17 protein-coding genes are annotated in these 20,285 nt (G+C 72.8%); 10 read left to right on the top strand and 7 right to left on the bottom strand.

The genetic code is table 11. The features are described 5' to 3' along the window. On the top strand, positions 1–1,651 hold a 1,651-nt coding region (locus AB0K43_RS26330; protein ID WP_363643911.1), incomplete at its 5' end, for an RHS repeat-associated core domain-containing protein. A gap of 90 nt (positions 1,652–1,741) precedes the next feature. Beyond that, complete coding sequence (locus AB0K43_RS26335; protein WP_363643913.1) at positions 1,742–2,368, top strand: hypothetical protein; 627 nt, start codon at positions 1,742–1,744, stop codon at positions 2,366–2,368. Positions 2,369–2,895: 527 nt separating this feature from the next. On the opposite strand, the gene AB0K43_RS26340 is transcribed toward AB0K43_RS26335, so the two are convergent. Together AB0K43_RS26340 and AB0K43_RS26345 are read right to left on the bottom strand one after the other, a co-directional pair. Next, a complete protein-coding gene (locus AB0K43_RS26340) occupies positions 2,896–4,416 on the bottom strand; it encodes a DEAD/DEAH box helicase (RefSeq protein WP_363643915.1) in 1,521 nt (506 codons plus the stop codon). 209 nt (positions 4,417–4,625) lie between these two features. After that, positions 4,626–4,829, bottom strand: a complete 204-nt coding sequence (locus tag AB0K43_RS26345; RefSeq protein WP_045694210.1) for a cold-shock protein — start codon at positions 4,827–4,829, stop codon at positions 4,626–4,628. 443 nt (positions 4,830–5,272) lie between these two features. Between AB0K43_RS26345 and AB0K43_RS26350 the strand changes: the two genes are divergently transcribed. From AB0K43_RS26350 to AB0K43_RS26360, 3 genes are all read left to right on the top strand, one after another. Then, positions 5,273–5,500 carry a hypothetical protein gene (locus AB0K43_RS26350; protein WP_350636869.1) on the top strand — a complete coding sequence of 76 codons (228 nt, stop codon included), beginning with the start codon at positions 5,273–5,275 and terminating at the stop codon, positions 5,498–5,500. Between the two features lie 675 nt (positions 5,501–6,175). Beyond that, a complete protein-coding gene (locus AB0K43_RS26355; protein WP_363643918.1) occupies positions 6,176–7,588 on the top strand; it encodes a hypothetical protein in 1,413 nt (470 codons plus the stop codon). Positions 7,589–7,956: 368 nt separating this feature from the next. Beyond that, positions 7,957–9,873 carry a BTAD domain-containing putative transcriptional regulator gene (locus AB0K43_RS26360; RefSeq protein ID WP_363643920.1) on the top strand — a complete coding sequence of 639 codons (1,917 nt, stop codon included), beginning with the start codon at positions 7,957–7,959 and terminating at the stop codon, positions 9,871–9,873. A 132-nt stretch (positions 9,874–10,005) separates the two neighbouring features. On the opposite strand, the gene AB0K43_RS26365 is transcribed toward AB0K43_RS26360, so the two are convergent. Together AB0K43_RS26365 and AB0K43_RS26370 are read right to left on the bottom strand one after the other, a co-directional pair. Continuing rightward, complete coding sequence (locus AB0K43_RS26365; RefSeq protein ID WP_363643922.1) at positions 10,006–10,218, bottom strand: hypothetical protein; 213 nt, start codon at positions 10,216–10,218, stop codon at positions 10,006–10,008. Positions 10,219–10,412: 194 nt separating this feature from the next. Beyond that, on the bottom strand, positions 10,413–11,162 hold the full coding sequence (locus AB0K43_RS26370) for a protein phosphatase 2C domain-containing protein (protein ID WP_363643924.1): 750 nt from the start codon (positions 11,160–11,162) through the stop codon (positions 10,413–10,415). Between the two features lie 299 nt (positions 11,163–11,461). On the opposite strand from AB0K43_RS26370, the gene gcl reads away from it, so the two are divergent. Then, positions 11,462–13,243 (top strand): glyoxylate carboligase, encoded by a 1,782-nt coding sequence (gene gcl / locus AB0K43_RS26375; protein ID WP_363643926.1) that lies wholly within the window; start codon positions 11,462–11,464, stop codon positions 13,241–13,243. Positions 13,244–13,633: 390 nt separating this feature from the next. Here gcl and AB0K43_RS26380 read toward each other — a convergent pair whose 3' ends face one another. Further along, positions 13,634–15,046 (bottom strand): RICIN domain-containing protein, encoded by a 1,413-nt coding sequence (locus tag AB0K43_RS26380; RefSeq protein ID WP_363643928.1) that lies wholly within the window; start codon positions 15,044–15,046, stop codon positions 13,634–13,636. Positions 15,047–15,449: 403 nt separating this feature from the next. Between AB0K43_RS26380 and AB0K43_RS26385 the strand changes: the two genes are divergently transcribed. Then, a complete protein-coding gene (locus tag AB0K43_RS26385) occupies positions 15,450–17,345 on the top strand; it encodes an RICIN domain-containing protein (protein WP_363643930.1) in 1,896 nt (631 codons plus the stop codon). 30 nt (positions 17,346–17,375) lie between these two features. On the opposite strand, the gene AB0K43_RS26390 is transcribed toward AB0K43_RS26385, so the two are convergent. Both AB0K43_RS26390 and AB0K43_RS26395 read right to left on the bottom strand, forming a co-directional pair. Next, on the bottom strand, positions 17,376–17,591 hold the full coding sequence (locus AB0K43_RS26390; protein WP_363644010.1) for a DUF4190 domain-containing protein: 216 nt from the start codon (positions 17,589–17,591) through the stop codon (positions 17,376–17,378). A 103-nt stretch (positions 17,592–17,694) separates the two neighbouring features. After that, positions 17,695–17,847: a hypothetical protein gene (locus tag AB0K43_RS26395; RefSeq protein ID WP_363643932.1), complete on the bottom strand. Its 153-nt coding sequence runs from the start codon at positions 17,845–17,847 to the stop codon at positions 17,695–17,697. 95 nt (positions 17,848–17,942) lie between these two features. On the opposite strand from AB0K43_RS26395, the gene AB0K43_RS26400 reads away from it, so the two are divergent. From AB0K43_RS26400 to AB0K43_RS26410, 3 genes are all read left to right on the top strand, one after another. Further along, positions 17,943–18,581: a TetR family transcriptional regulator gene (locus AB0K43_RS26400; protein ID WP_363643934.1), complete on the top strand. Its 639-nt coding sequence runs from the start codon at positions 17,943–17,945 to the stop codon at positions 18,579–18,581. Between the two features lie 116 nt (positions 18,582–18,697). After that, on the top strand, positions 18,698–19,531 hold the full coding sequence (locus AB0K43_RS26405; RefSeq protein WP_363643936.1) for a serine protease: 834 nt from the start codon (positions 18,698–18,700) through the stop codon (positions 19,529–19,531). Between the two features lie 124 nt (positions 19,532–19,655). Further along, entirely contained in the window at positions 19,656–20,273 is a 618-nt protein-coding gene (locus tag AB0K43_RS26410; protein WP_363643938.1) for a TetR/AcrR family transcriptional regulator, read from the top strand. Positions 20,274–20,285 lie beyond the last annotated feature (12 nt).

Below are 20,285 nucleotides of genomic sequence, written 5' to 3' on the forward strand. Positions count from 1 at the left end.
CGGCACCCGGGCCACCGAGACCGACCACAACCCGGCCGGCAACACCGCCCAGGACACCACCACCACCTACACCTACCCGGCGGCCACCGCCGCCCGTCCGCACTCGCTCACCGGCACCAGCGCCGTCACCGGCGGCACCGGCACGCCCGTCACCCAGACCTACGACTACGACACCGGCGGCAACACCACCGGGCGTCATCTCAAGCCGACCGGCAACCAGACCCTCACCTGGAACACCGAGGGCAAGCTGGAGAAGGTCACCGACGGCGGAAAGGCCACCGACTACGTCTACGACGCGGGCGGCAACCGGATCCTGGCGCACACCGCCGACTCCGCCGCCCCGGCCGCCGAGAACTGGACCCTCTACCTCGGCAACAGCGAACTGAAGCTGGTCAAGGGCGCCGCCAAGCCGGTCGCCACCCGCTACTACGCCATCGGCACCGCCACCGCCGTCCGCACCGACGACGGCAAGGTGGTCTTCCAGCTCGCGGACCACCACGGCACCGCCGAGCTCAACATCGACGCCACCACCGGCGCGGTCGACCAGCGTCGGACCACCCCGTTCGGCGAGGCCCGCGGCACCGCCCCGACCTCCTGGTCCGGCAACCGCGGCTTCGTCGGTGGCACCAACGAGGCCACCGGCCTCACCCACCTCGGCGCCCGCGACTACGATCCGGCCACCGGCCGCTTCATCAGCGTCGACCTCATCCTGGACGTCGACGACCCGCAGCAGTGGAACGGCTACGTTTACTCGCACAACAACCCGGTCAACCGCTCCGACCCGGGCGGTCTCTACGACCCGGACGAGCGGGCCTCGCGGACCCGGGCCAACAGCGGCACCGACTTCTGGTCCAACCTCACCAAACTGTTCGCCCAGATCGCGGACGAGATGGCCGCGGCGGCCGAGGCCCGGCGCGCGGCCTCCCAGGGCTACGACCGGACCACCCGGCACAACCAGGCCGTCGCCGTCGCCGTGGATGAGATCAAGAAGCAGGTCAAGAGCATGGGGGTGAAGAACTTCACGGTCGAGACGAAGTACAACAGGATCGACGGGGCCAACAAGGACCGGATGTACCCCAACTACAAGCAGGCGGACTCGACCTACGGCCTGGTGGACATCCTCGGGTACGACGCGGACGCCGACGTCTACTACGTCTGGGAGGTCAAGTCCGCCAGCGAGGCCGCAAGCGCCGTCCCCGAGGCCCAGTGGTACGTGAGCAGGTTGAAGGCCGACGGCAAGAAGGCCGTGCTGGGCTGGACCATCGGCGGCCCGTACGACGTGCACGCCAACGGTGACAAGGTGATCGGCCCGGCCGAGGGCGCGGTGATCTACGGCAAGCCCAACGACCGTGACTTCAAGCGGATCTCGACCTCCAGCCCGGCCGCCGTCGCCGCCCAGCAGGCGGCCCAGCGGGTCCCGAGCCCGAGCCCCGGCCCAGGCCCCGGCGAGTACGCCGGTACGGTCTACCAGCCGGGACTGGGTACCCGCCCGCTCGGCCCCAGTGTCGGAGGCCCCGGCGCGCTGCTGGTGGTGCCGTTCGTCGTGATCGGCGCCGCCGGCGTGGTGGCGGCGCTGCCCGAGGAGGCGGCGGCCGCCGGTGCCGTCGCCACCGTGGCGGCCGCCTCGGCGCTGTTCGATCTCGCGGCGTGACCGGTCGGCCCACTCGGTGATCTGATGGACGGGATCCGGCCTGCGTGTGACAGGCCGGATCCCGAGCCGTGGAAAGGACAGGAGGACCTGTTGAGCTATTTGGACACCCTGATTCGGCAGTACGCCGCACCCGAGCTGAGGCTGGCCGGCTTCCGCCGATCCGGGCGCAGCTTCCGCCGGGCCTCGGACCGCGGTGACGTGGCCTTCGTCGCGTTCGCCGAGTTCCCGTTGGACCCGGTGACGGTCACCTTCGGCATCGAGCTCGCGCTCACCACACGGGCCCACTGGGAGTGGATCCGCAGGCAGACCGCACCTCAGTACCTCGGGCCGCCGGAGCACTCCGGCTGGCTGTTGCGCTGGTCGTGCCCGCCGCCCGAACAACTCGCCCGGGATCCGGAGGACGATCCGGAAACCTGGATGTTCGGCCCGCGCACGGACGAGGTGGGCTTCGGCGCACAGTTGGCCCAGGCGCTGCGCACCACCGCGGTCCCCCAGTTGCTGCACCTGCTGGACCGGGGCAACCTGCTGGAGGAGTGCCGCACGCCGCGGATCGCGCGGATGAAGGGGCTCGCCTCGCCGCTGGAGCGGCAGATCATCGCGATGGTGGACGACGCGCCGGTCGAGGTGGTCGAGGAGGCCTTGCGGCAGCGGCCGGAGGGGGAGGGGCACCGGGACTTCGCGCCCTGGGTCCGGGCCCGGCTGGCCGGTCGGGAGTAACGCTCCTGCGGTGGGGGGAGGACCGTCCGGTCCTCCCCCCACCGCGTGACGGATGTCACCAACTGGCCGGGCGTGCTCGGGGTCGTCCGTCCTGATGAAACTCGGCTCGGCGGTGGCCAGTTCACGCTGCCCGGGGGAGCGGAACGGCAAGCCGGGGCGGCGGGCGTCGGTGCTGAACCGCTGGTCGGCCGGCACCGCCCGGACCTTGCACTCTGCCCGCGCGGCTGCGTGGCTGCGGCCTCGGGCCGGCCCGTGATCCGCATCTGCGCCACGACGCGGACAAGGTGGTGGCGCACCGGGTCTGGCACGACGACGTGCTGAGAATCGACTGCGGGGTCAACGACGGGGACCGGGTGGGGGACGAGAAGGGCAAGGGCACGCCCCGCCGAGGCCGGGTGCTGCTCGACGACGTGCCTGAGCCGGGCCGCCCGGTCGCGCCGGGCATCGGCCTCGGACGCCGGAGCGCCCCGGACCGCAGCGGGTCCGGGGCGCAGGAGGGGCGGTCGCAGCCGTGGTGCGAGCCGGGGTCAGCGGGCCTGGCCGCCGCCGCGCCGGGCGGTGCCCGGACGGGAGCCGGACGAGCCGCCGGCGACGGACGCGCCGCTGCGGGCGGGGTGCGCCGGGCCGCCGGTACGGCTGCGACGGTTGCGGTTGGCGCTCGCCGAGCGGCGCGGGCGCTCGATCACCGGGTCGGGGATCACCACCGGGATGCCACTGGGTACCCGGGCGCCGGTGATCCGGGCCAGCTCCTCGTCGGTGGAGTGCACCCGGGCGGAGTTGGGGGTGATGCCGGCGGTCGCCATCAGCCGGGCCATCTCGCGGCGCTGGTTGGGCAGCACCAGGGTGACCACGGTGCCGGACTCGCCGGCCCGGGCGGTACGCCCGCCGCGGTGCAGGTAGTCCTTGTGGTCGCCCGGCGGGTCGATGTTGACCACCAGGTCGAGCCCGTCGACGTGGATGCCGCGGGCCGCCACGTTGGTGGCCACCAGCGCGGTCACCGCGCCGGTGCGGAACTGCTCCAGGGTGCGGGTGCGCTGCGGCTGGGACTTCCCGCCGTGCAGCGCGGCCGCCTTCACCCCGCTGGCCAGCAGGTCCTGCACCAGCCGGTCCGCGCCGTGCTTGGTGTCGGTGAACATGATCACACCGCCGTCGCGGGCGGCGATGTGGGTGATCGCGGCGTTCTTGTCCGAGGTCTGCACGTGCAGCACATGGTGCTCCATGGTGCTGACGGCGGCCGCGGACGGGTCCACCGAGTGGGTGACCGGGTCCTTCAGGAAGCGCCGGACCAGGCGGTCGACGTTGCGGTCCAGGGTGGCCGAGAACAGCATCGTCTGGCCGCCTTCGGCGACCTGGTCGAGGAGCTCGGTGACCTGCGGCAGGAAGCCCATGTCGGCCATCTGGTCGGCCTCGTCCAGCACCGTGACGGCCACCTCGTCGAGCCGGCAGTCGCCCCGCTCGATCAGGTCCTTGAGCCGGCCGGGGGTGGCCACGACCACATCGGCGCCGCGGTGCAGCGCCTGGGCCTGGCGGCCGATCGACATCCCGCCGACCACGGTCGCGATCCGCAGCCGCAGCGTGTGGGCGTACGGGGTGAGGGCCTCGGTGACCTGCTGCGCGAGCTCGCGGGTGGGCACCAGCACCAGGGCCAGCGGGGTGCGCGGCTCGGCGCGGCGGCCGGCGGTGCGGGCCAGCAGTGCGAGGCCGAAGGCGATGGTCTTGCCGGAGCCGGTGCGGCCGCGGCCCAGGACGTCCCGGCCGGCCAGCGAGTTCGGCAGCGTGGCGGCCTGGATCGGGAACGGGGCGGTGACACCCTGCCGGGTCAGCGTGGCCAGCAGGGCCTTCGGCATGTCCAGCTCGTCGAAGGACTCGACCGCGGGCAGTGCGGGGGTGGTGCTGACGGGGAGCGCGAACTCGCCGCTCTGACCGGCCGGGCGGGGCCGGTGGCCCGTACCGCCGCCGGAGCGCGGGGCGGAGCGGGAGCCGGAACGTGCGCCGGCGCGCGAGCCGGAGCCGGAACCCCGGTAAGACGAACGGTTGGAACTGACCATATGAAGACCTTCCTCGGGGCGGCACGTCTCCCGGGAAGGTTCCACGGCGCGCGTGGGCGCCGGGACATCGCAAGAACGGGCCGGAAAACGGGCGGCGGCGGGGCGGCGTTCGACGCAGCGCCCCGCAGACATGCCAAAAGGGCCCGCACCGTGCAAGTGCGCGGTGCGGGCCCCGGCTGCATGGGCGGGTGCCGGTGCAGCGTTAAGAACTAGAGGGGGCGAATGTTCTCCGCCTGCGGGCCCTTCTGGCCCTGCGTGACGTCGAACTCGACCTTCTGGCCCTCGAGCAGCTCACGGAAGCCGTTGGCGTTGATGTTCGAGTAGTGGGCGAAGACGTCCGGGCCGCCACCCTCCTGCTCAATGAAGCCGAAGCCCTTTTCCGAGTTGAACCACTTCACAGTGCCATTAGCCATTTAAAGAATCTCCTTCAGGGGACTGTCGAAACCCACACTGCGCAGGTTTCGCGTCGCCGCGATGATGACCCGCCCGGGAATAAAGAGCCGGGAAACAAAAATGCGCCTGTCGGTCACAAGCCAACAGGCGCACACAAAGTTCATGGGAACCAAAACTGCAACTGGTACCGACTGTAGCAGGCCGCGGGCCGGAACGGGTGGTCGCCGGGCCACCAGTTTTCCGGCCGCCCGTCCGCAGGTGGCCCCCCGGCGGGCGCCGGGCCGGGTCACCGGGCCGGGGAGCGCGGGCGGGGGAGCCGGATCGGCTCCTGCCTGACGGTGCGTCAGCGATCTTCGGCGTCGTCCGACGTTCACCCTCCGGGGTGCATGATCCGGATAACTATTCAACTCCGATGCCCTCGCGTATGGCGCGGTCTGATTCAGCTGGGCGCATACTGGCGAAGATGACGAATTCAGCCGCAGCCCGGCGACACCTGCCCACCAGTCCCTTCAAGGCTCCCGTCCCGCCGGTCCCCAAGCGGTTCGCCGTGGGAGACCGGGTTTCGCATGATCGCTACGGCCTCGGCCGGGCGATCGCCGTCGAGGGTGACGGCGAGATCGCGGTGCTGGTCGACTTCGGCTCGCGCCAGGAGCGGCTGGTTCAGCCGTTCGCGCAGCTGTTCAAGCTCTGAAGGCTCTGACGCTCTGACGACGTCCGGGCCGCGCGCCCGGACGCCCCGGGCGGTGCGCCCCCGCGCCGCCCTGCTGCGCCCCCGCGCGGGACGGTGCGGCGGTTCCCCGCGCCGAGCGGGTGCGGCGCGCCCGGTCCGCTGCTCGGGTCGCGCCCGGTCAACGGGATACGACCGCGCGACGGTCGCGATACGCCGCTCCGCCAGGATGTGTCACGGCGGTGCGGCGACCGGTCGGCACGGGGCGATCCGGCAGCACGCCGCCACGACGGGGACGGCGGACAGCCGGGCGGTCATCGACCGGTCCGGCCTGACACCACGGGGGAGTGGGCAGTTCAGACAAGGGGGCCCGGCTGCGGGCCTCCGGTACGTACGGCGGAGCCGAGGGCGGTGCCCTCGAGGGATCCGGTACGAACCACGGCTGGCCGGCCGTCCGGTCCAAGGGTGCGCCGGTGGGACTCAGTCCCACCGGCGCACCCTCGTCGTTTCCGGGCCCGGACGGGCCGACGGCGGGTTGCGGGCGGGTTGCAGGCGGGCTGCGGGTGTGTCAGGAACCGGCCCGTGCAACGGGCCTGATACGGCGACTTGTAGGTTGCCCTGGTCAGGTTGCGCCGTGCGGACGGGTTTCCCCGGCCCTCGCACCGCCACGGCGAGTTCGAGAAGAGGCTAGGAGAAGCGTTGGCTCGCAAGCCCCGCCCCATCGATCCGACCGAAGGTCCACTGCAGGCGTTCGCCTACGACCTGAGAGGTGTGCGCGAGGAAGCCGGCAGCCCCACCTACCGAGTGCTGGCCGGCCGGGCCGGCTTCGCCGCCACCACGCTGAGCGACGCCGCCGGTGGCGTACGGCAACCCAGCCTGGAGGTCACCCTCGCCTACGTCGGGGCCTGCGGGGGTGACGTCGAGCTCTGGGAGCGGCGCTGGCACGAGCTGGACCGGCGGCTGGCGGGCGAGCGGGTCGAGGGCTCGCCGTCGGAGCTTGCGCCCGAGCCCGGCGCCGACTCCGGCGCCGAGCCCGGTGAGGACCTCACCGCCGGACCGGTCGACACCGGTGCCGTCGAGCCCGCCGGCGCATCTGCCGGCACACCGGCGGATGCGCCGGCTTCCGCGCCGGAGGCCGCCTCGGCGCCCGCTTCCGGCCGCCCCGCCGAGCCGGGGGCTGAGTCGGAGCCCGGGCCGGAGGAGCTGAGCACCGGTGCCGCGGAGCTGTCCTCGCCGTCCGAGGGGGAGGCCGACGCGGTGGAGGCGAGCCGCTCGCGCCGCTGGCCGGTGCTGGCCACGGCCGTCGGGCTCGCGGTGGCTGCCGGCGTCCTGGCCGTGCTGATCCCGCGACTGTCGGCCGAGTCCACGGCCTCCGTCACGCCGAGCCCGACGCCGAGCGCGACGGTGGTGCCCCCGTGCGCGGACTACGGCGGGCCGGGGCTGTTCTCGGGGACGACCTACCTCCCGACCACCAGGGTCCGGGCCGGCGCGGGCACGCACTCGGCGACCCTGCAGCAGTATCCGCCCGGCTGCCAGGCCGAGTTCACCGGATTCTGCCTCGGCGAGGTGATCACGGACGCCTTCTCGAACACTCCCGACATGCGCTGGTTCAAGGTCCGCGGCGGCGGGGTGATCTCCTCGGGGGTCATTCACGGAAATCCCCCCAAGGGCATGGGCGTCGAGTCCTGCGACGGCGGCGCTCCGCCGCCTTCCGCGATATCCCTGGGCATTTCCGGACCGGCCGATGGAGCGGATGCGATCTATCTGAAGGCGACCGGATCGCACCTGGGGATCGTGGGCTACGCCGGATTCTTCGCGACCGGAGCGCCGCAGGCTCCCGTGCCCAGCTGGCAGCAGCTCGGTTTCACCGACGACGCGCTCGCCTCCTTCGTCGAGCCGTGGCGGCTGGAGCCGCTCCGCGCGGAGCTGGCGACCAAGCCCGAGGTCCCGGTGGTCGCGGTCGCCTGTATGGGGGGCGAGGGGCCGACCGGCGTGGTCGACGCCAAGCTGCTGCGGCCCGGCGGCGAGGGGGACCCGCAGCCGCTGGCGCTCGACGCCGAGCAGCTCGCCGCTGCCCAGGCCGCCGCGTGCAGCTTCCCCAAGAAGGGCTGAGCCGAAGGGCTGAGTCGTAGGGCTGAGCGGAAGGGCCGAGCCGCCCGCGGGCCCGTCGTCGTGTGCGGGCCCGCGGCGGGGGCGGCCGGGGCCCGCGGAGTGGGCGGCCGGGGGCGGGCCATCCCTCGGTGCGCCCCCGGCGCCTCGGTGGCGCCTCAGTGGTGCACTCGCGGCGCACCCGGCGCTCACCCGCGGCGCATCCCCGGGCGAAGCTGACCATTTCGGGCGTCAATTGTCCGTCATTGATTGACCGGACCGCTCGTACGCGCTGGACAACCTGACGGATCGATAGAAACGGAGGTGTTGATCGACGACGGTGATCCGCACCCCGGGAACCCGGGAAGCGACGCCGGAGGGAGTGCCGGTAGATGGAGTTCTGCGTTCTTGGGTCGCTGCTGGTCCGGGATGGTTCGGGCGAGCACGTCGTCCCGGCCGCCAAGCAGCGGGTGCTGCTCGCCGCGCTGCTGCTGAGGCCCGGGCAGGTGGTGCCGGCGGACGTACTGGCGGACACCATCTGGAACTTCTCCCCGCCGCCCAGCGCGGCCACCACCTTGCGCAACTACGTCATGCGGCTGCGTCGCAGCCTCGGCGCGGCCGGTGAGCGGATCGGCACCCGCGAGGGCGGCTACCTGATCGAGCTGGACCCCTCCGAGCTGGACGCCTGGCGGTTCGAGAGCCTCCGCGCGCAGGGTGTGGCCGCCCTGCGCGAGGGCGCGTACGAGCGGGCGGCCGAGCTGCTCGGCTCGGCGCTCGGCCTGTGGCGGGGGCCGGCTCTGATCGACGTCCCGTCCGACGCGCTGCACCAGTTCGAGGCGGACCGGCTGAACGAGGGGCGCCTGGACGCGGTGGAGGCCTGGATGGAGGCGGAGCTCCGGCTCGGCCGTCACCAGGCGGTCGTCGCGGAGCTGCGCGCACTCACCGCCGAACACCCGGGCCGTGAGCGCTTCTGGGCGCAGTTGATGACCGCGCTGCACCGCAGCGGCCGCCGCACCGAGGCGCTGAACGCCTACCAGCAGGTCCGCCGGACGCTGGTGGAGGAAATAGGGGTGGAGCCCGGAGCAGAAATCCGCGAGGTGCACCGAATCATTCTCCGGGAGGAGGAATCGGCCACCGCGGTGGGCACCAATGGCGTCGATCGGATGGTGGTCGAACCTCTGGCGGTGCCTTTCCAGCTGCCGGCGGACATCGCCGAATTCACCGGCCGGGCGGTCGAGCTCCGGCGCATTTCCGGATTCCTGGTGCCGCGGCGCAACTGCCCGCCGGTCGTCGCGGTCTCCGGCCAGCCGGGAATCGGGAAGAGCGCGCTGGTCGTGCGCGCCGCGTACGAGGCGCGCGCGGAGTTCCCGGACGGCGTGCTCTACGCGGAGCTCGGCGGGACCGGCCCCGAACCGGCGGCGCCGGGCGAGGTGCTGGAGGCCTTCCTGCTCGCGCTGGGAGTGGCGGCCGCGGCGATCCCGCCGGGGTTGGGGGCGCGGGCCGCGCTCTACCGATCGGTGCTGTCCGGTCGCCGGTTGCTGGTGGTGCTCGACGACGCGCTGGACAGCGCCCAGATCCGTCCGCTGCTGCCGGCGGACCCCGCCGCGGCGACCCTGGTGACCGGTCGGCGCCTGCTGGCCGATCTCCCGGGCGCCCGCCAGGTGGGGCTCACGCTGCCCGAGGAGGCCGAGGCCCGGCGGTTGTTCGAGCGGATCGTCGGCCCGGAGCGGGCCGCGGCCGAGCCGGCGGCGGTCGCGGAGCTGGTGGCCGCCTGCGGGCGGCTGCCGCTGGCGGTCCGGGCGGCGTCGGCCCGGCTGGTCGCCCGGCCGTCCTGGAGCGTGCGCGACCTCGCCGACCGGCTGGCCGACGGCAGCCGGCTCTTCGACGAGCTGCGGATCGGCGGGATCGACGTCCGCGCCGCGCTCGCCGCCAGTCAGGCCCTGCTGTCGCCCGCCGCGGCCCGGGCCTTCCGGCTGCTGGCCTGGTCGGACCGGCCGGAGGTCGGGCTGGGCATCGCCGCGGCGGTGCTGGCGCAGTCGCCGGAGCGCACCGAGGAACTCCTGGAGCAACTGGTGGACGCGCATCTGCTGACCGCCCCGGCGCCGGGGCGGTTCGGCTACGACCACCTGGTGCGGGCCTTCGCCCGCGAGCAGAGCCTGCGGCACGGCCCGGTGCGGCCGCACGGCCTGGCCACCGGCTGCGCCGTCACGGTGGCCGAGCGCCCGGCGGGAGCGCCGAAGGTGCCCGCACAGCGGCAGCGGGACGTGTGGTGCCCCTCCTGCAGCCCGTCGGACGTGCGGGCGGCCTAGGAGCACCCAACTGCCGCAAGGGCGACGAAATCTGATGGTCAGTCGGTCAGGCCGTTCAGGGGGGCGGAGGTGCCACCCGGTCGAGGGCCGGGGTGGGCGGCGCCGCGCGAAGGGTGAAGCGCACCTCGGGGCTCAGCGGTAGTCGCTCTCCTGGATCGGGCGGCCGATCGGCACCGGCCGGCGACTGCGGGCCCCCAGCAGGATGGCGGCCGCGCGGCGGGCCGCCTGCCAGCGGCCGCCCTCGCCCGGGGCGGCGACGGGTGCCGGCGGTGATCCCGGCGGTGATCCCGGCTGCGGCGAAGGGTCGTGCTCGGCGGCCGCCGACGGTATCCGTACCTCGGTCATGTCTGAACTCCCCCTCGGTCGGCCGCTGCGCGGGCCGGGCCTCGACCGCGCGCAGGTGATGCTGCATCAGGCCCTGCGGCCCGGTCCGAATTCTACGCGCCGTGCCCCGGGGCCTCCCGGGGCCGCCCTCGGCCGCCCCGCTCCTCCCTGCGCGACCCGGCTCGTCCTACTCGTCCTACTCGTCCTGCTCGCCCTCAGTCGTCCGGGTGGACGGAGACCAGGGCGAGCGTGATGTTGTCCGGACCGCCCGCGTCGATCGCGGCCCGCCACAGCTCGAAGGCCGCCTCGCTGTCGCTGCGGCCCGCCAGGATTTCGGTGATCTCCTCCTCCGGCACCGGGTCCGTGAGGCCGTCGCTGCACACGAGGTAGCGGGCGCCGGTGGCGGGCAGCGGGTGGGCGGTGACGTGCGGGAGCACCGTCCGGGGCGAGATCGCGCCGCCCAGGGTCTGGGTGACGATGTTGGTGGTGCGGCGGCCCGGTGGGGGCGGCGGGCTGTCGTCCGTGCTCAGCTGGCGCAGGCTCCCGTCGGCGGCGTCGAACACCCGGCTGTCGCCGACGTTGAAGACGATCACCTCGGTCGCGGTGACCACCAGGCCGGCCAGGGTGGTGCCCATCCCGATCAGCTCCGGCGTCCGCTCGGTGGCCTCGAAAACCTCCTGGTTGCAGGCGAGTACGGCCTCCCGGACGGCCTCCGGTTCGGTGAGCCCCGGGCCGATCATGGCCAGCCGGCGGGCCACCAGCGCGCTCGCGACCTCGCCGCCGGGGTGGCCGCCGAGCCCGTCCGCGACCGCCACCAGACACGGTGATCCGAGTGGGAAGAGCAGGGTCTGCGGGCTCTCGGTGACCGTCGCGCACAGCGTCCACGGGCCGATCGCCAGGCTGTCCTCGTTGTGCTCGCGCACCAGGCCTTCGTGGCTCAGCGCACTCACCGCGATATGGGCCATTGTCCTCGTCCCCGCTCGACGGCTTCCTGTGTCCCCATTGTGGCCGGGTGGGGCCCGCCGCGCTGCGGCCCACGCCCGGGGCCAGTGGTGCGGGTACGGCCGGTCCGCCCCCACCAGCGGTCGACGGCGGGTGCGGGGGGTGGGCGCGGGTCGGCCCCCCTTGACGGCCGCGCGGGGCTCGGCTTACTTTGCTTTCGCATACCAAAACTATTCTTCCGCATTGTGGAAATGCCAGCAGCTGGCGGCCCACCGGACGGAAGAGCCCCCGACCATCTCGGGCCGGACGCAGGAGAAACCCGATGCCTCGTATGACAGCCGCCCGCGCGGCAGTGGAGATCCTCAAGCGCGAAGGCGTCGAGGTCGCGTTCGGCGTGCCGGGCGCTGCCATCAACCCCTTCTACGCGGCCCTCAAGGCCTCCGGGGAGATCCGCCACACGCTCGCCCGGCACGTCGAGGGCGCCTCGCACATGGCCGAGGGCTACACCCGGGCCAAGGCCGGCAACATCGGTGTCTGCATCGGCACCTCGGGCCCGGCCGGGACCGACATGATCACCGGCCTGTACTCGGCGATCGCGGACTCCATCCCGATCCTGTGCATCACCGGGCAGGCGCCGACCGCGGTGCTCCACAAGGAGGACTTCCAGGCCGTCGACATCGCCTCGATCGCCCGGCCGGTCACCAAGTCCGCCACCACCGTGCTGGAGGCCGCGCAGGTCCCAGGTGTGTTCCAGCAGGCCTTCCACCTGATGCGCTCGGGCCGCCCGGGCCCGGTCCTGATCGACCTGCCGATCGACGTCCAGCTGACCGAGATCGAGTTCGACCCGGAGACGTACGCACCGCTGCCGGTCTACAAGCCGGCCGCCACCCGGGCCCAGATCGAGAAGGCGATCGGCTTCCTGCTGGCGTCCGAGCGCCCGCTGATCGTCGCCGGCGGCGGCATCATCAACGCCGACGCCGCCGCGCTGCTGGTCGAGTTCGCCGAGCTCACCGGCACGCCGGTGATCCCGACCCTGATGGGCTGGGGCATCATCGCCGACGACCACGCGCTCAACGCCGGCATGGTCGGCCTGCAGACCTCGCACCGCTACGGCAACGCGAACTTCCTGGAGTCGGACTTCGTCCTCGGCATCGGCAACCGCTGGGCCAACCGCCACACCGGCGCGCTGGACGTCTACCGCAAGGGCCGCACGTTCGTCCACGTGGACATCGAGCCGACCCAGCTCGGCAAGATCTTCGCCCCGGACTTCGGCATCGCCTCGGACGCCAAGGCCGCGCTGGAGCTGTTCGTCGAGGTGGCGAAGGAGCTCAAGGCCGCGGGCCGGCTGCCCGACCGCAGCGCCTGGGCCGCCTCCACCCAGGAGCGCAAGGCCCAGCTGCAGCGCCGCACCCACTTCGACAACGTGCCGCTGAAGCCGCAGCGCGTCTACGAGGAGATGAACAAGGCCTTCGGCCCGGAGACCCGCTACGTCACCACCATCGGTCTGTCCCAGATCGCCGGTGCGCAGATGCTGCACGTCTACAAGCCGCGGCACTGGATCAACTGCGGCCAGGCCGGTCCGCTCGGCTGGACCATCCCGGCCGCGCTGGGGGTCGCCACCGCGGATCCCGAGACCCCGGTGGTCGCCCTCTCCGGCGACTACGACTTCCAGTTCATGCTGGAGGAACTGGCGGTCGGTGCCCAGCACCGGATCCCCTACGTCCATGTCCTGGTCAACAACGCCTACCTGGGCCTGATCCGCCAGGCGCAGCGCAACCTCGACATCAACTTCCAGGTCAACCTCGAGTTCGAGAACATCAACTCGCCGGAGCTGGGCGTCTACGGCGTCGACCACGTCAAGGTCGTCGAGGGCCTCGGCTGCAAGGCGATCCGGGTCACCGAGCCGGACCAGCTGCTGCCGGCCTTCGAGGAGGCCAAGAAGCTGGCCGCGGAGTTCCGCGTCCCGGTCGTGGTCGAGGCCATCCTGGAGCGGGTCACCAACATCTCGATGGGCGGCGCCGGCATCGACGCGATCAACGAGTGGGAGGAGCTGGCCACCGAGCCCGGCCACGCCCCCACCGCCATCAAGCCCCTGGCGGTCTGACCGACCCGGAGCCCGCAGTGTGGCCCGCCGGCGCCCCGCGCGCCGCCGGGCCACACCTGTTCCGCCCCCGGCCACGGGCGGCGCCGCCAGGACCTCGTGCCGGCAAGGGGTTTCGGCGTCTGCTCCCGGAGCCACCGCGCCGCCCGGGCCGTGCACCGACGCCGAGATCCGCCGGCAGTACGAGAACGCCTACCTGGGGCGCGCCCGATCGGTGGCGAGCCCACGGTCACCCACGAGGCCGACGGCGTGCGCTGGATCCCTGCCTGCGGACCTCGACCGGTACGAGACATCCACCCCAGCATGCGGCAGCAGATCGGCGAGCACCTGGCCGGCAGCTGTCCCTCCCTCGGCTGATCGGCGCGGCGGGCGGTCCGCCGAGGTGGGGGCGGGTCAGGTCGGGAGGTGCCACTGCTGGTTGGCCGCGGCGGAGCAGTCCCAGATCTGCAGGCGGGTGCCGTTGGCGGAGCTGGGGCCGGTGGCGTCCAGGCAGCGGCCGGAGGCCGGGTTGACCAGGGTGGTGCCGGTGCCCGGCTGCCACTTCTGGGCGGTGGTGCCGTTGCAGTCCCAGAGCTGGATCTTGGTGCCGTTGGCGGTGCCGGCGCTGGTCACGTCCAGGCACTTGCCGAGCGCCTGGAGCGAACCGTCCGACGCCGCGGTCCAGTTCTGCGCGGCCGTGCCGTTGCAGTCGTAGAGCTGGACGGCGGTGCCGTTGGCGGTGGCGGCGGCCGCCACGTCCACGCACTTGCCGCCGTACCCGGTGATCTGCCCGGCGGGCTGCCCCGGGGTGGTGGTGCCGCCGGTGATCGCGTTGAAGGTGCGGGAGAACTGGTACGCGCTCTGCGGGGTGCCGCTGCAGGAGTCGGACAGGGTGCCGTCGGTGGCGCAGGCCTTGTCGCGGCCGAGCGCCCAGAAGGCGAGCAGCTGGATGCCCTTGCTCGCGGCGAAGCTCTCCACGGTGGCGGCATTGGCGGTGGTGAAGACCTCGTTGGTGCTGTCGTTCACCCCGATCATCGGGGTGTTGCCCTCCATCGCCCAGAGCTGCTGCGAGGTCTTGGTGGTCCAGATCCGGCCGAGTTGGGTGTGCAGCGCGGTGGCGGCGTCGGTGGCGGCCCTGCCCATGTCGAGGCTGGGGCCGTAGTCCATGGTCATGATGTTGACCACGCCGACGTTCAGGCCGCGGCTCTTGGCGTTGTCGAGCAGGCTGAGTGAATTCGCCTCCAGGCCGGTGGGGTTGACCGGCAGGGTGTAGTGCACGGCGAGGTTGCGGCCGGCCGCGGCGTACTCCTGCTGGAGCTGGGCGAGGGCCTGGTTGCGGCGGTCGTTGGCGGTGGTGTCGCCCAGCGCGCCGCCCTCGATGTCCAGGTCGATCTTCGTCAGGTTGAGGGTGTCGACGACCTTCTTGTACTGCGCCTTGAGGCTGCTCACCGAGGTGCAGGCCTGGCCGAGTTCGGTGCCGGCCGCGCCGCCGAAGGAGGCGATCACGTCGCCCCCGGCGGCCCGCAGGCTGTTCACGGCGGAGGTCCAACCGGCGTCCGAGACAGGGGTGTTGCCGTTGAAGGTGGCGTTGCAGCTGCCGTCGCTGATCACGAACGCGAGGGTGAAGTACTTCAGGCCGGTGGCGGCCCGGGCGTTCGCCAGGGCGGCGGGGGAGTTCCAGGTCTCGACGTAGGGGGCGGCGTACTGCGCGGGGAAGCCGGGGCCGGGGTTGGCGGCGGCGCTCGCCTGCGGGGCCGCGGCCAGCAGGGTGCCGGCGGCCAGGGCGAGCGGTGCGACCAGGGCGGCCGGACGCGAGAGGCGTGGCATGGGAGTCCTCCTGAGGACCGGGTGGGGGGATCGGCGGTACGGACAGCCGGTGCTGACGGAGCGTCATGCAGGTCGCCCGAGGGGCGGGGGAGGCCGCGATCCGCTGTGGCGCCGCTCGGCGTGGGACCGGAGTCAACTAGCCGTCGGGGCGGCCGTCAAGGGTTACCGATGGGAACCTTTCCTAACTGTCATTCCGTCAACTCCCGAACGAAAACCCCGCAGCAGCTCCCAGCTCTGTCTTCACGAGTTGACGACAACTGGTTCAGACCAAAACCTTGACGCCTTGACGTGTCCAGGAGTTGAATCGCACCGCGCCACCGGCTGCCCACCCACCCCGCAGCCCGTTCTGCTGGCCACCACCCCCACCCGCCGACCTCTCGGCCACCCGAAAGGCGGAGCCGACATGCCCAGGCCCCCCTCTGCCCATCCGTCCCGCAGGCGTCGTACGGCTGTCGCCGTGCTGGCCGGAGCGCTCGCCGCCTCCGGGTTGCTGGCCGCCGGCGCCGGTCCGGCCCAGGCGGCCGGAGAACCGGTCTCGATCTGGCTCACCAGCACCGACGACGCCGGCGGACGGCACGTCACCCGCGGCCTCCAGCAGCAGCCCTCGACCGCCTTCACCGCCGGCGCCGGCAGTGGCGGGCAGCAGATCACCGTCGATGAGTCCACCCGCTACCAGCAGTTCACCGGCGGGGGCGCCTCCTTCACCGACACCGCGGCCTGGCTGCTGAACAGCAGCGGCGCGCTGAGCGCCGCCACCCGGGACGCCACCCTGCGGGCGCTCTTCTCGCCCACCGACGGGATCGGCCTGTCCTTCGTCCGCAATCCGATGGGCTCCTCCGACCTGGCCCGGTACGGCTACACCTACGACGACCGCCCGGCCGGCCAGAGCGACCCCGCGCTGGCGAACTTCTCCGTCGCGCACGACCTGGCCGACGTGCTGCCGCTGACCAGGCAGGCCCGCCAGCTCAACCCGGCGCTCACCGTGATGGCCTCACCGTGGACCGCGCCGGCCTGGATGAAGGACAGCGGCAGCCTCGACGGCGGCTGGCTGAAGGCGGAGTACTACGGCGCGTACGCCCAGTACTTCGTGAAGTACCTGCAGGCCTACCAGGCGCAGGGCGTGCCGGTGGACTACGTGACGGTGCAGAACGAGCCGACCTGCTGCGGCGGTTACCCGTCGATGAGCTGGAACGGCCCGGGCCTGCGGTACTTCACCGGCACCGACCTGCTGCCCGCGCTGCAGGGCGCCGGCCTGGCCACCAAGGTGCTCGCGCTGGACTGGAACTGGGACCAGTACGCCGGTTACGCCGCGCCCACCGTGGACGACCCGGCGATCCGCAGCCACCCCAACTTCGGCGGCATCGCCTGGCACGGCTACGGCGGCGACGTCTCGGCGCAGACCACCGTGCACGACCGGTACCCCGCGCTGGACGCCTTCGACACCGAGCACTCCGGCGGCACCTGGATCGGCGACCAGCAGCAGGAGGACATGCGCAACATCATCGACTACACCCGCAACTGGGGGAAGTCGGTGACCAAGTGGAGCCTGGCGGTGGACCAGAACATGGGCCCGCACTACGGCGGTTGCGGCACCTGCACCGGGCTGGTCACGGTGCACGACGGCGACGCCCGCAGCGGCCAGGTCGACTACACGGTCGAGTTCTACACGATGGGCCACCTCACCAAGTTCGTGAAGCCGGGTGCGTACCGGATCGCCTCCACCGCCAACTCGGCGGTGCCCAACGTGGCCTGGCAGAACCCGGACGGCTCCAAGGCCCTGATCGCCTACAACGACAGCGGCTCGGCGCAGACCCTGCGGGTGAACTGGGGCGGGCAGAACTTCACCTACGGCCTGCCCGCGAAGACCTCGGCCACCTTCACCTGGAGCGGCGGCCAGAGCGGCGGCGGGGCGAGCGGCCCGGTCACGGGCCTGGCGGGCAAGTGCCTTGACGTGGCGGCCGGTGCGACGGCCAACGGCACCGCCGTCCAGCTCTACGACTGCAACGGCTCGGCCGCCCAGCGCTGGACCCTCGGCGCCGACGGCACCGTCCGGGCGCTCGGCAAGTGCCTGGACGTCTCCGGCGGGGCCACCGCGGACGGCAGCAAGGTGCAGCTGTGGGACTGCAACGGCACCGGGGCGCAGCGGTGGAGCTACTCCGCCGGCTCGCACGACATCGTCAACCCGGCGGCGGGCAGGTGCCTGGACGTGACGGACAACAGCTCCGCCAACGGCGCCCGGGCCCAGATCTGGACCTGCACCGGGGCGGCCAATCAGAAGTGGACGGCCCCGACCGGCTGAGCCGGGGCCGGTGGGGCCGGCGGAGCAGGCTCAGCCGAGCTGGAGCAGGGTGCCGTGGCCGGCGGCCAGGGCACCCGCCAGCACGGCGAGGTCGGCCACGCCGAGGGTGAGCCCGAGCAGGGCCCGCCCTCGGCGCGCGGTGCCGCGCAGCAGGGCCAGGCCGCCGAGCACGATGGCGATCGGGCCGAGGATCAGGTTGAGGACGAGCAGGCCCGGCAGCCCGAGCACGAAGGAGGCGACGGCCATCTGGTCGGCCTCGGCCTGGCGGCGGGTGAGGTTCTTCACGGCGTGCACGGCGGGACTCCTTGGATTCGGCGGTCGACCGGGCGGTCGGTCGACCCGGCGGCGGTCAGTGCCGGTACAGGCGGGGCAGGTGCTCGCGGGCACCGAACAGCAGCAGCCAGGCGGCGATCGCGCCGGCCGCGACCAGGAACACCGGCATCGAGGTGTGGACCGCGGCGCCGGCCAGCAGGCCGAGCGCGGCGAGGGCGAAGAGGAGCATGGCAGGCCTCCTGAGGCTAATTCAGCTAACAGTTGTTCGCTGACATCTCCAATCTACCCTTTCCAGACTCGGCAAACAGTTGTTTACTGAATGATGTGAGTCACAGTGAGAGCGGTACGGGGGTCCGGCAGGCCCAGAAGCAGCAGAGCCGGCGGGCCCTGCTGGACGCGGGGCTGCGCCTGCTGGAGCAGCAGAACCTCAGCGGCCTCGGGGTGCGCGAGGTCACCCGGGCGGCAGGGATGTCACCGGCCGGGTTCTACCGGCACTTCCCCGACCTGTCGGCGCTGGGCGTGGTGCTGGTCGAGGAGTCGCTGGCCAACCTGCACGGCATGATCCGGGCGGCGCTCGCCGAGCAGGGCGGGCAGGGCGATCCGGAGGCGCTGATCGACCGGGCGGTGGAGGTGGTGGCCGCGCACGTCCGGGAGCACCGCGCGTACGTCCGCTTCCTGGCCCGCGAGCGGCACGGCGGGGTGCGGGAGGTCCGCGAGGCGATCGCGGCCGAACTGCGGCGCTTCGCCGACGAGGTGGCCGAGGCGCTCGCCCTGCAGCCGGTTTCCGAGGGCTGGCCGGCGGGGGAGGTGCGGATGCTGGCGGAGCTGTACGTCGACCTGCTGGTGATGACCGCGACGGCGTTCCTGGAGGTGGGGCCGCAGGGGGAGGCGGAGCTCGCCCGCACGGCCCGGACCCGGCTGCGGCTGATCAGCGTGGGGCGCCGTCACTGGCGGGAGGGCTGACGCTGCGTCGGGGGCTCGGCGGGGCGGGGTTCTTGGTGAGGTCTTTGGATGCGGCGCCCTTGACATGTCGTCATGCTCACGCCAAATTTTGAGGACCCCCACCGAGAGGCACTCTCATGCAGAAGCCGCTCATCGGCGCGTCCTGTGCCGCGCTGCTGCTCTCCGGAGCCACCGCCCTGGCCGGCGCCGCGCCCGCCTCGGCCGCCCCCGCGTCCGCCGCCGTCACCTACGCGGGCACGGTGGCGCTCAGCAACTGTTCCGGCTCGCTGGTGCGGCTCCCCAACTCCGCCGCCTCCGACCCGGCCCTGATCCTCTCCAACGGCCACTGCCTGGAAACCGGCATGCCGGGCCCGGGTCAGGTGGTCGTCAACCGCTCCTCCAGCCGCGGCTTCACCCTGCTGAGCGCCACCGGCGGCAGCCTCGGCACGGTGCGCGCCAACAAGATCGTCTACGGCACCATGACCGACACCGATGTGTCGATCTATCAGCTGACCAGCACCTATGCCGCGATCCAGACGAAGTACGGGATCGCCCCGCTGACCATCTCGCCGAACCACCCGACCCAGGGCGCCTCGATCAAGGTGGTCTCCGGGTACTGGAAGCGCACCTACTCCTGCAGTGTCGACGGCTTCGTCTACCGGCTGAAGGAGGGCAGTTGGACCTGGAAGGACTCGGTCCGCTACACCTCCAGCTGCAACACGATCGGCGGCACCTCGGGCTCGCCGGTCATCGACACCAGCACCGGCCTGGTGACGGCCGTGAACAACACCGGCAACGAGGACGGCGAGCGCTGCACCGAGAACAACCCGTGCGAGGTGGACCAGAGCGGCAAGGTGACGGTCCGCCAGGGCATCAACTACGCCGAGGAGACGTACGGCATCCCCGCCTGCTTCGCCCCCGGCAACCGGCTCGACCTGACCCTCGCGGGCTGCGTCCTGCCCCGGCCGTAACGGCCCCCGCTGCGCCAGGGCCACCCGCCCACCCCCTCCGGCGGGTGGCCCTGGGCACACCTTCGCGGCCGCCGATCGGCCGGCCCCCTGTGCTAAGAGCTGAATCAATGGTTCAATTCTTGGTGTGGCATACCGACGCACCCCCGCCGTACAGGCCCGACTGGACGCCCAGCGCGAGGCGGTGCTGCTCGCCGCCGTCGAGCTGATGTCCGAACGCGGTTACGGCGGCTGCTCGATGGCCGCGGTCGCCCACCGGGCCGGGATCGCCACCGGCTCGATGTACCAGCACTTCGCCGGCAAGGCCGAGCTCTCCGTGGAGCTGTTCCGGGTGACCGTCGGCCGGGAGCTCCAGGCCGTCACCGAGGCCGCCGCCCGGGCGGGCGGCCCGCAGGCCCGGGTCGCGGCCGTGGTGGAGACCTTCGCCCGCCGCGCGCTCAAGGCGCCCCGGCTGGCCTACGCCCTGCTCGCCGAACCGGCGGACGCCGTGGTCGACGCCGAGCGGCTGGTGTTCCGCCGCGCCTTCCGCGACCTGTTCGCCGCCCAGATCTCCGAGGCCCTCGCCGCCGGGCTGCTGCCGCCGCAGGACGCCGCGCTGACCGCCGCCGCCCTGGTCGGCGCCGTCGGCGAGGCGCTGGTCGGCCCGCTGGCCGCCGGCGGGGGCCAGCCGGACGACGTGATCCCCGCCCTGGTCTCCTTCACCCTCCGCGCGCTCGGAGACCAGCCCCCAGGTACCGCCCGATGAGCCGAGGAGCAG

The sequence above is a fragment of the Kitasatospora sp. NPDC049258 genome (genome assembly GCF_040678895.1).
GTDB lineage: Bacteria > Actinomycetota > Actinomycetes > Streptomycetales > Streptomycetaceae > Kitasatospora.

What these genes read in the sequence shown, in the direction of transcription:
- AB0K43_RS26395 (WP_363643932.1), bottom strand. Translation starts at nt 17,847, where the DNA reads ATGCTCCTCTTCGCCCTCGCCGCGCTCGGCCTGCTGGCCGGCGCCGCG.
- AB0K43_RS26405 (WP_363643936.1), top strand. Translation starts at nt 18,698, where the DNA reads ATGCAGAAGCCGCTCATCGGCGCGTCCTGTGCCGCGCTGCTGCTCTCC.
- AB0K43_RS26360 (WP_363643920.1), top strand. Translation starts at nt 7,957, where the DNA reads ATGGAGTTCTGCGTTCTTGGGTCGCTGCTGGTCCGGGATGGTTCGGGC.
- AB0K43_RS26385 (WP_363643930.1), top strand. Translation starts at nt 15,450, where the DNA reads ATGCCCAGGCCCCCCTCTGCCCATCCGTCCCGCAGGCGTCGTACGGCT.
- AB0K43_RS26365 (WP_363643922.1), bottom strand. Translation starts at nt 10,218, where the DNA reads ATGACCGAGGTACGGATACCGTCGGCGGCCGCCGAGCACGACCCTTCG.
- AB0K43_RS26380 (WP_363643928.1), bottom strand. Translation starts at nt 15,046, where the DNA reads ATGCCACGCCTCTCGCGTCCGGCCGCCCTGGTCGCACCGCTCGCCCTG.
- AB0K43_RS26350 (WP_350636869.1), top strand. Translation starts at nt 5,273, where the DNA reads ATGACGAATTCAGCCGCAGCCCGGCGACACCTGCCCACCAGTCCCTTC.
- AB0K43_RS26340 (WP_363643915.1), bottom strand. Translation starts at nt 4,416, where the DNA reads ATGGTCAGTTCCAACCGTTCGTCTTACCGGGGTTCCGGCTCCGGCTCG.
- AB0K43_RS26345 (WP_045694210.1), bottom strand. Translation starts at nt 4,829, where the DNA reads ATGGCTAATGGCACTGTGAAGTGGTTCAACTCGGAAAAGGGCTTCGGC.
- gcl (WP_363643926.1), top strand. Translation starts at nt 11,462, where the DNA reads ATGCCTCGTATGACAGCCGCCCGCGCGGCAGTGGAGATCCTCAAGCGC.
- AB0K43_RS26390 (WP_363644010.1), bottom strand. Translation starts at nt 17,591, where the DNA reads ATGGCCGTCGCCTCCTTCGTGCTCGGGCTGCCGGGCCTGCTCGTCCTC.
- AB0K43_RS26370 (WP_363643924.1), bottom strand. Translation starts at nt 11,162, where the DNA reads ATGGCCCATATCGCGGTGAGTGCGCTGAGCCACGAAGGCCTGGTGCGC.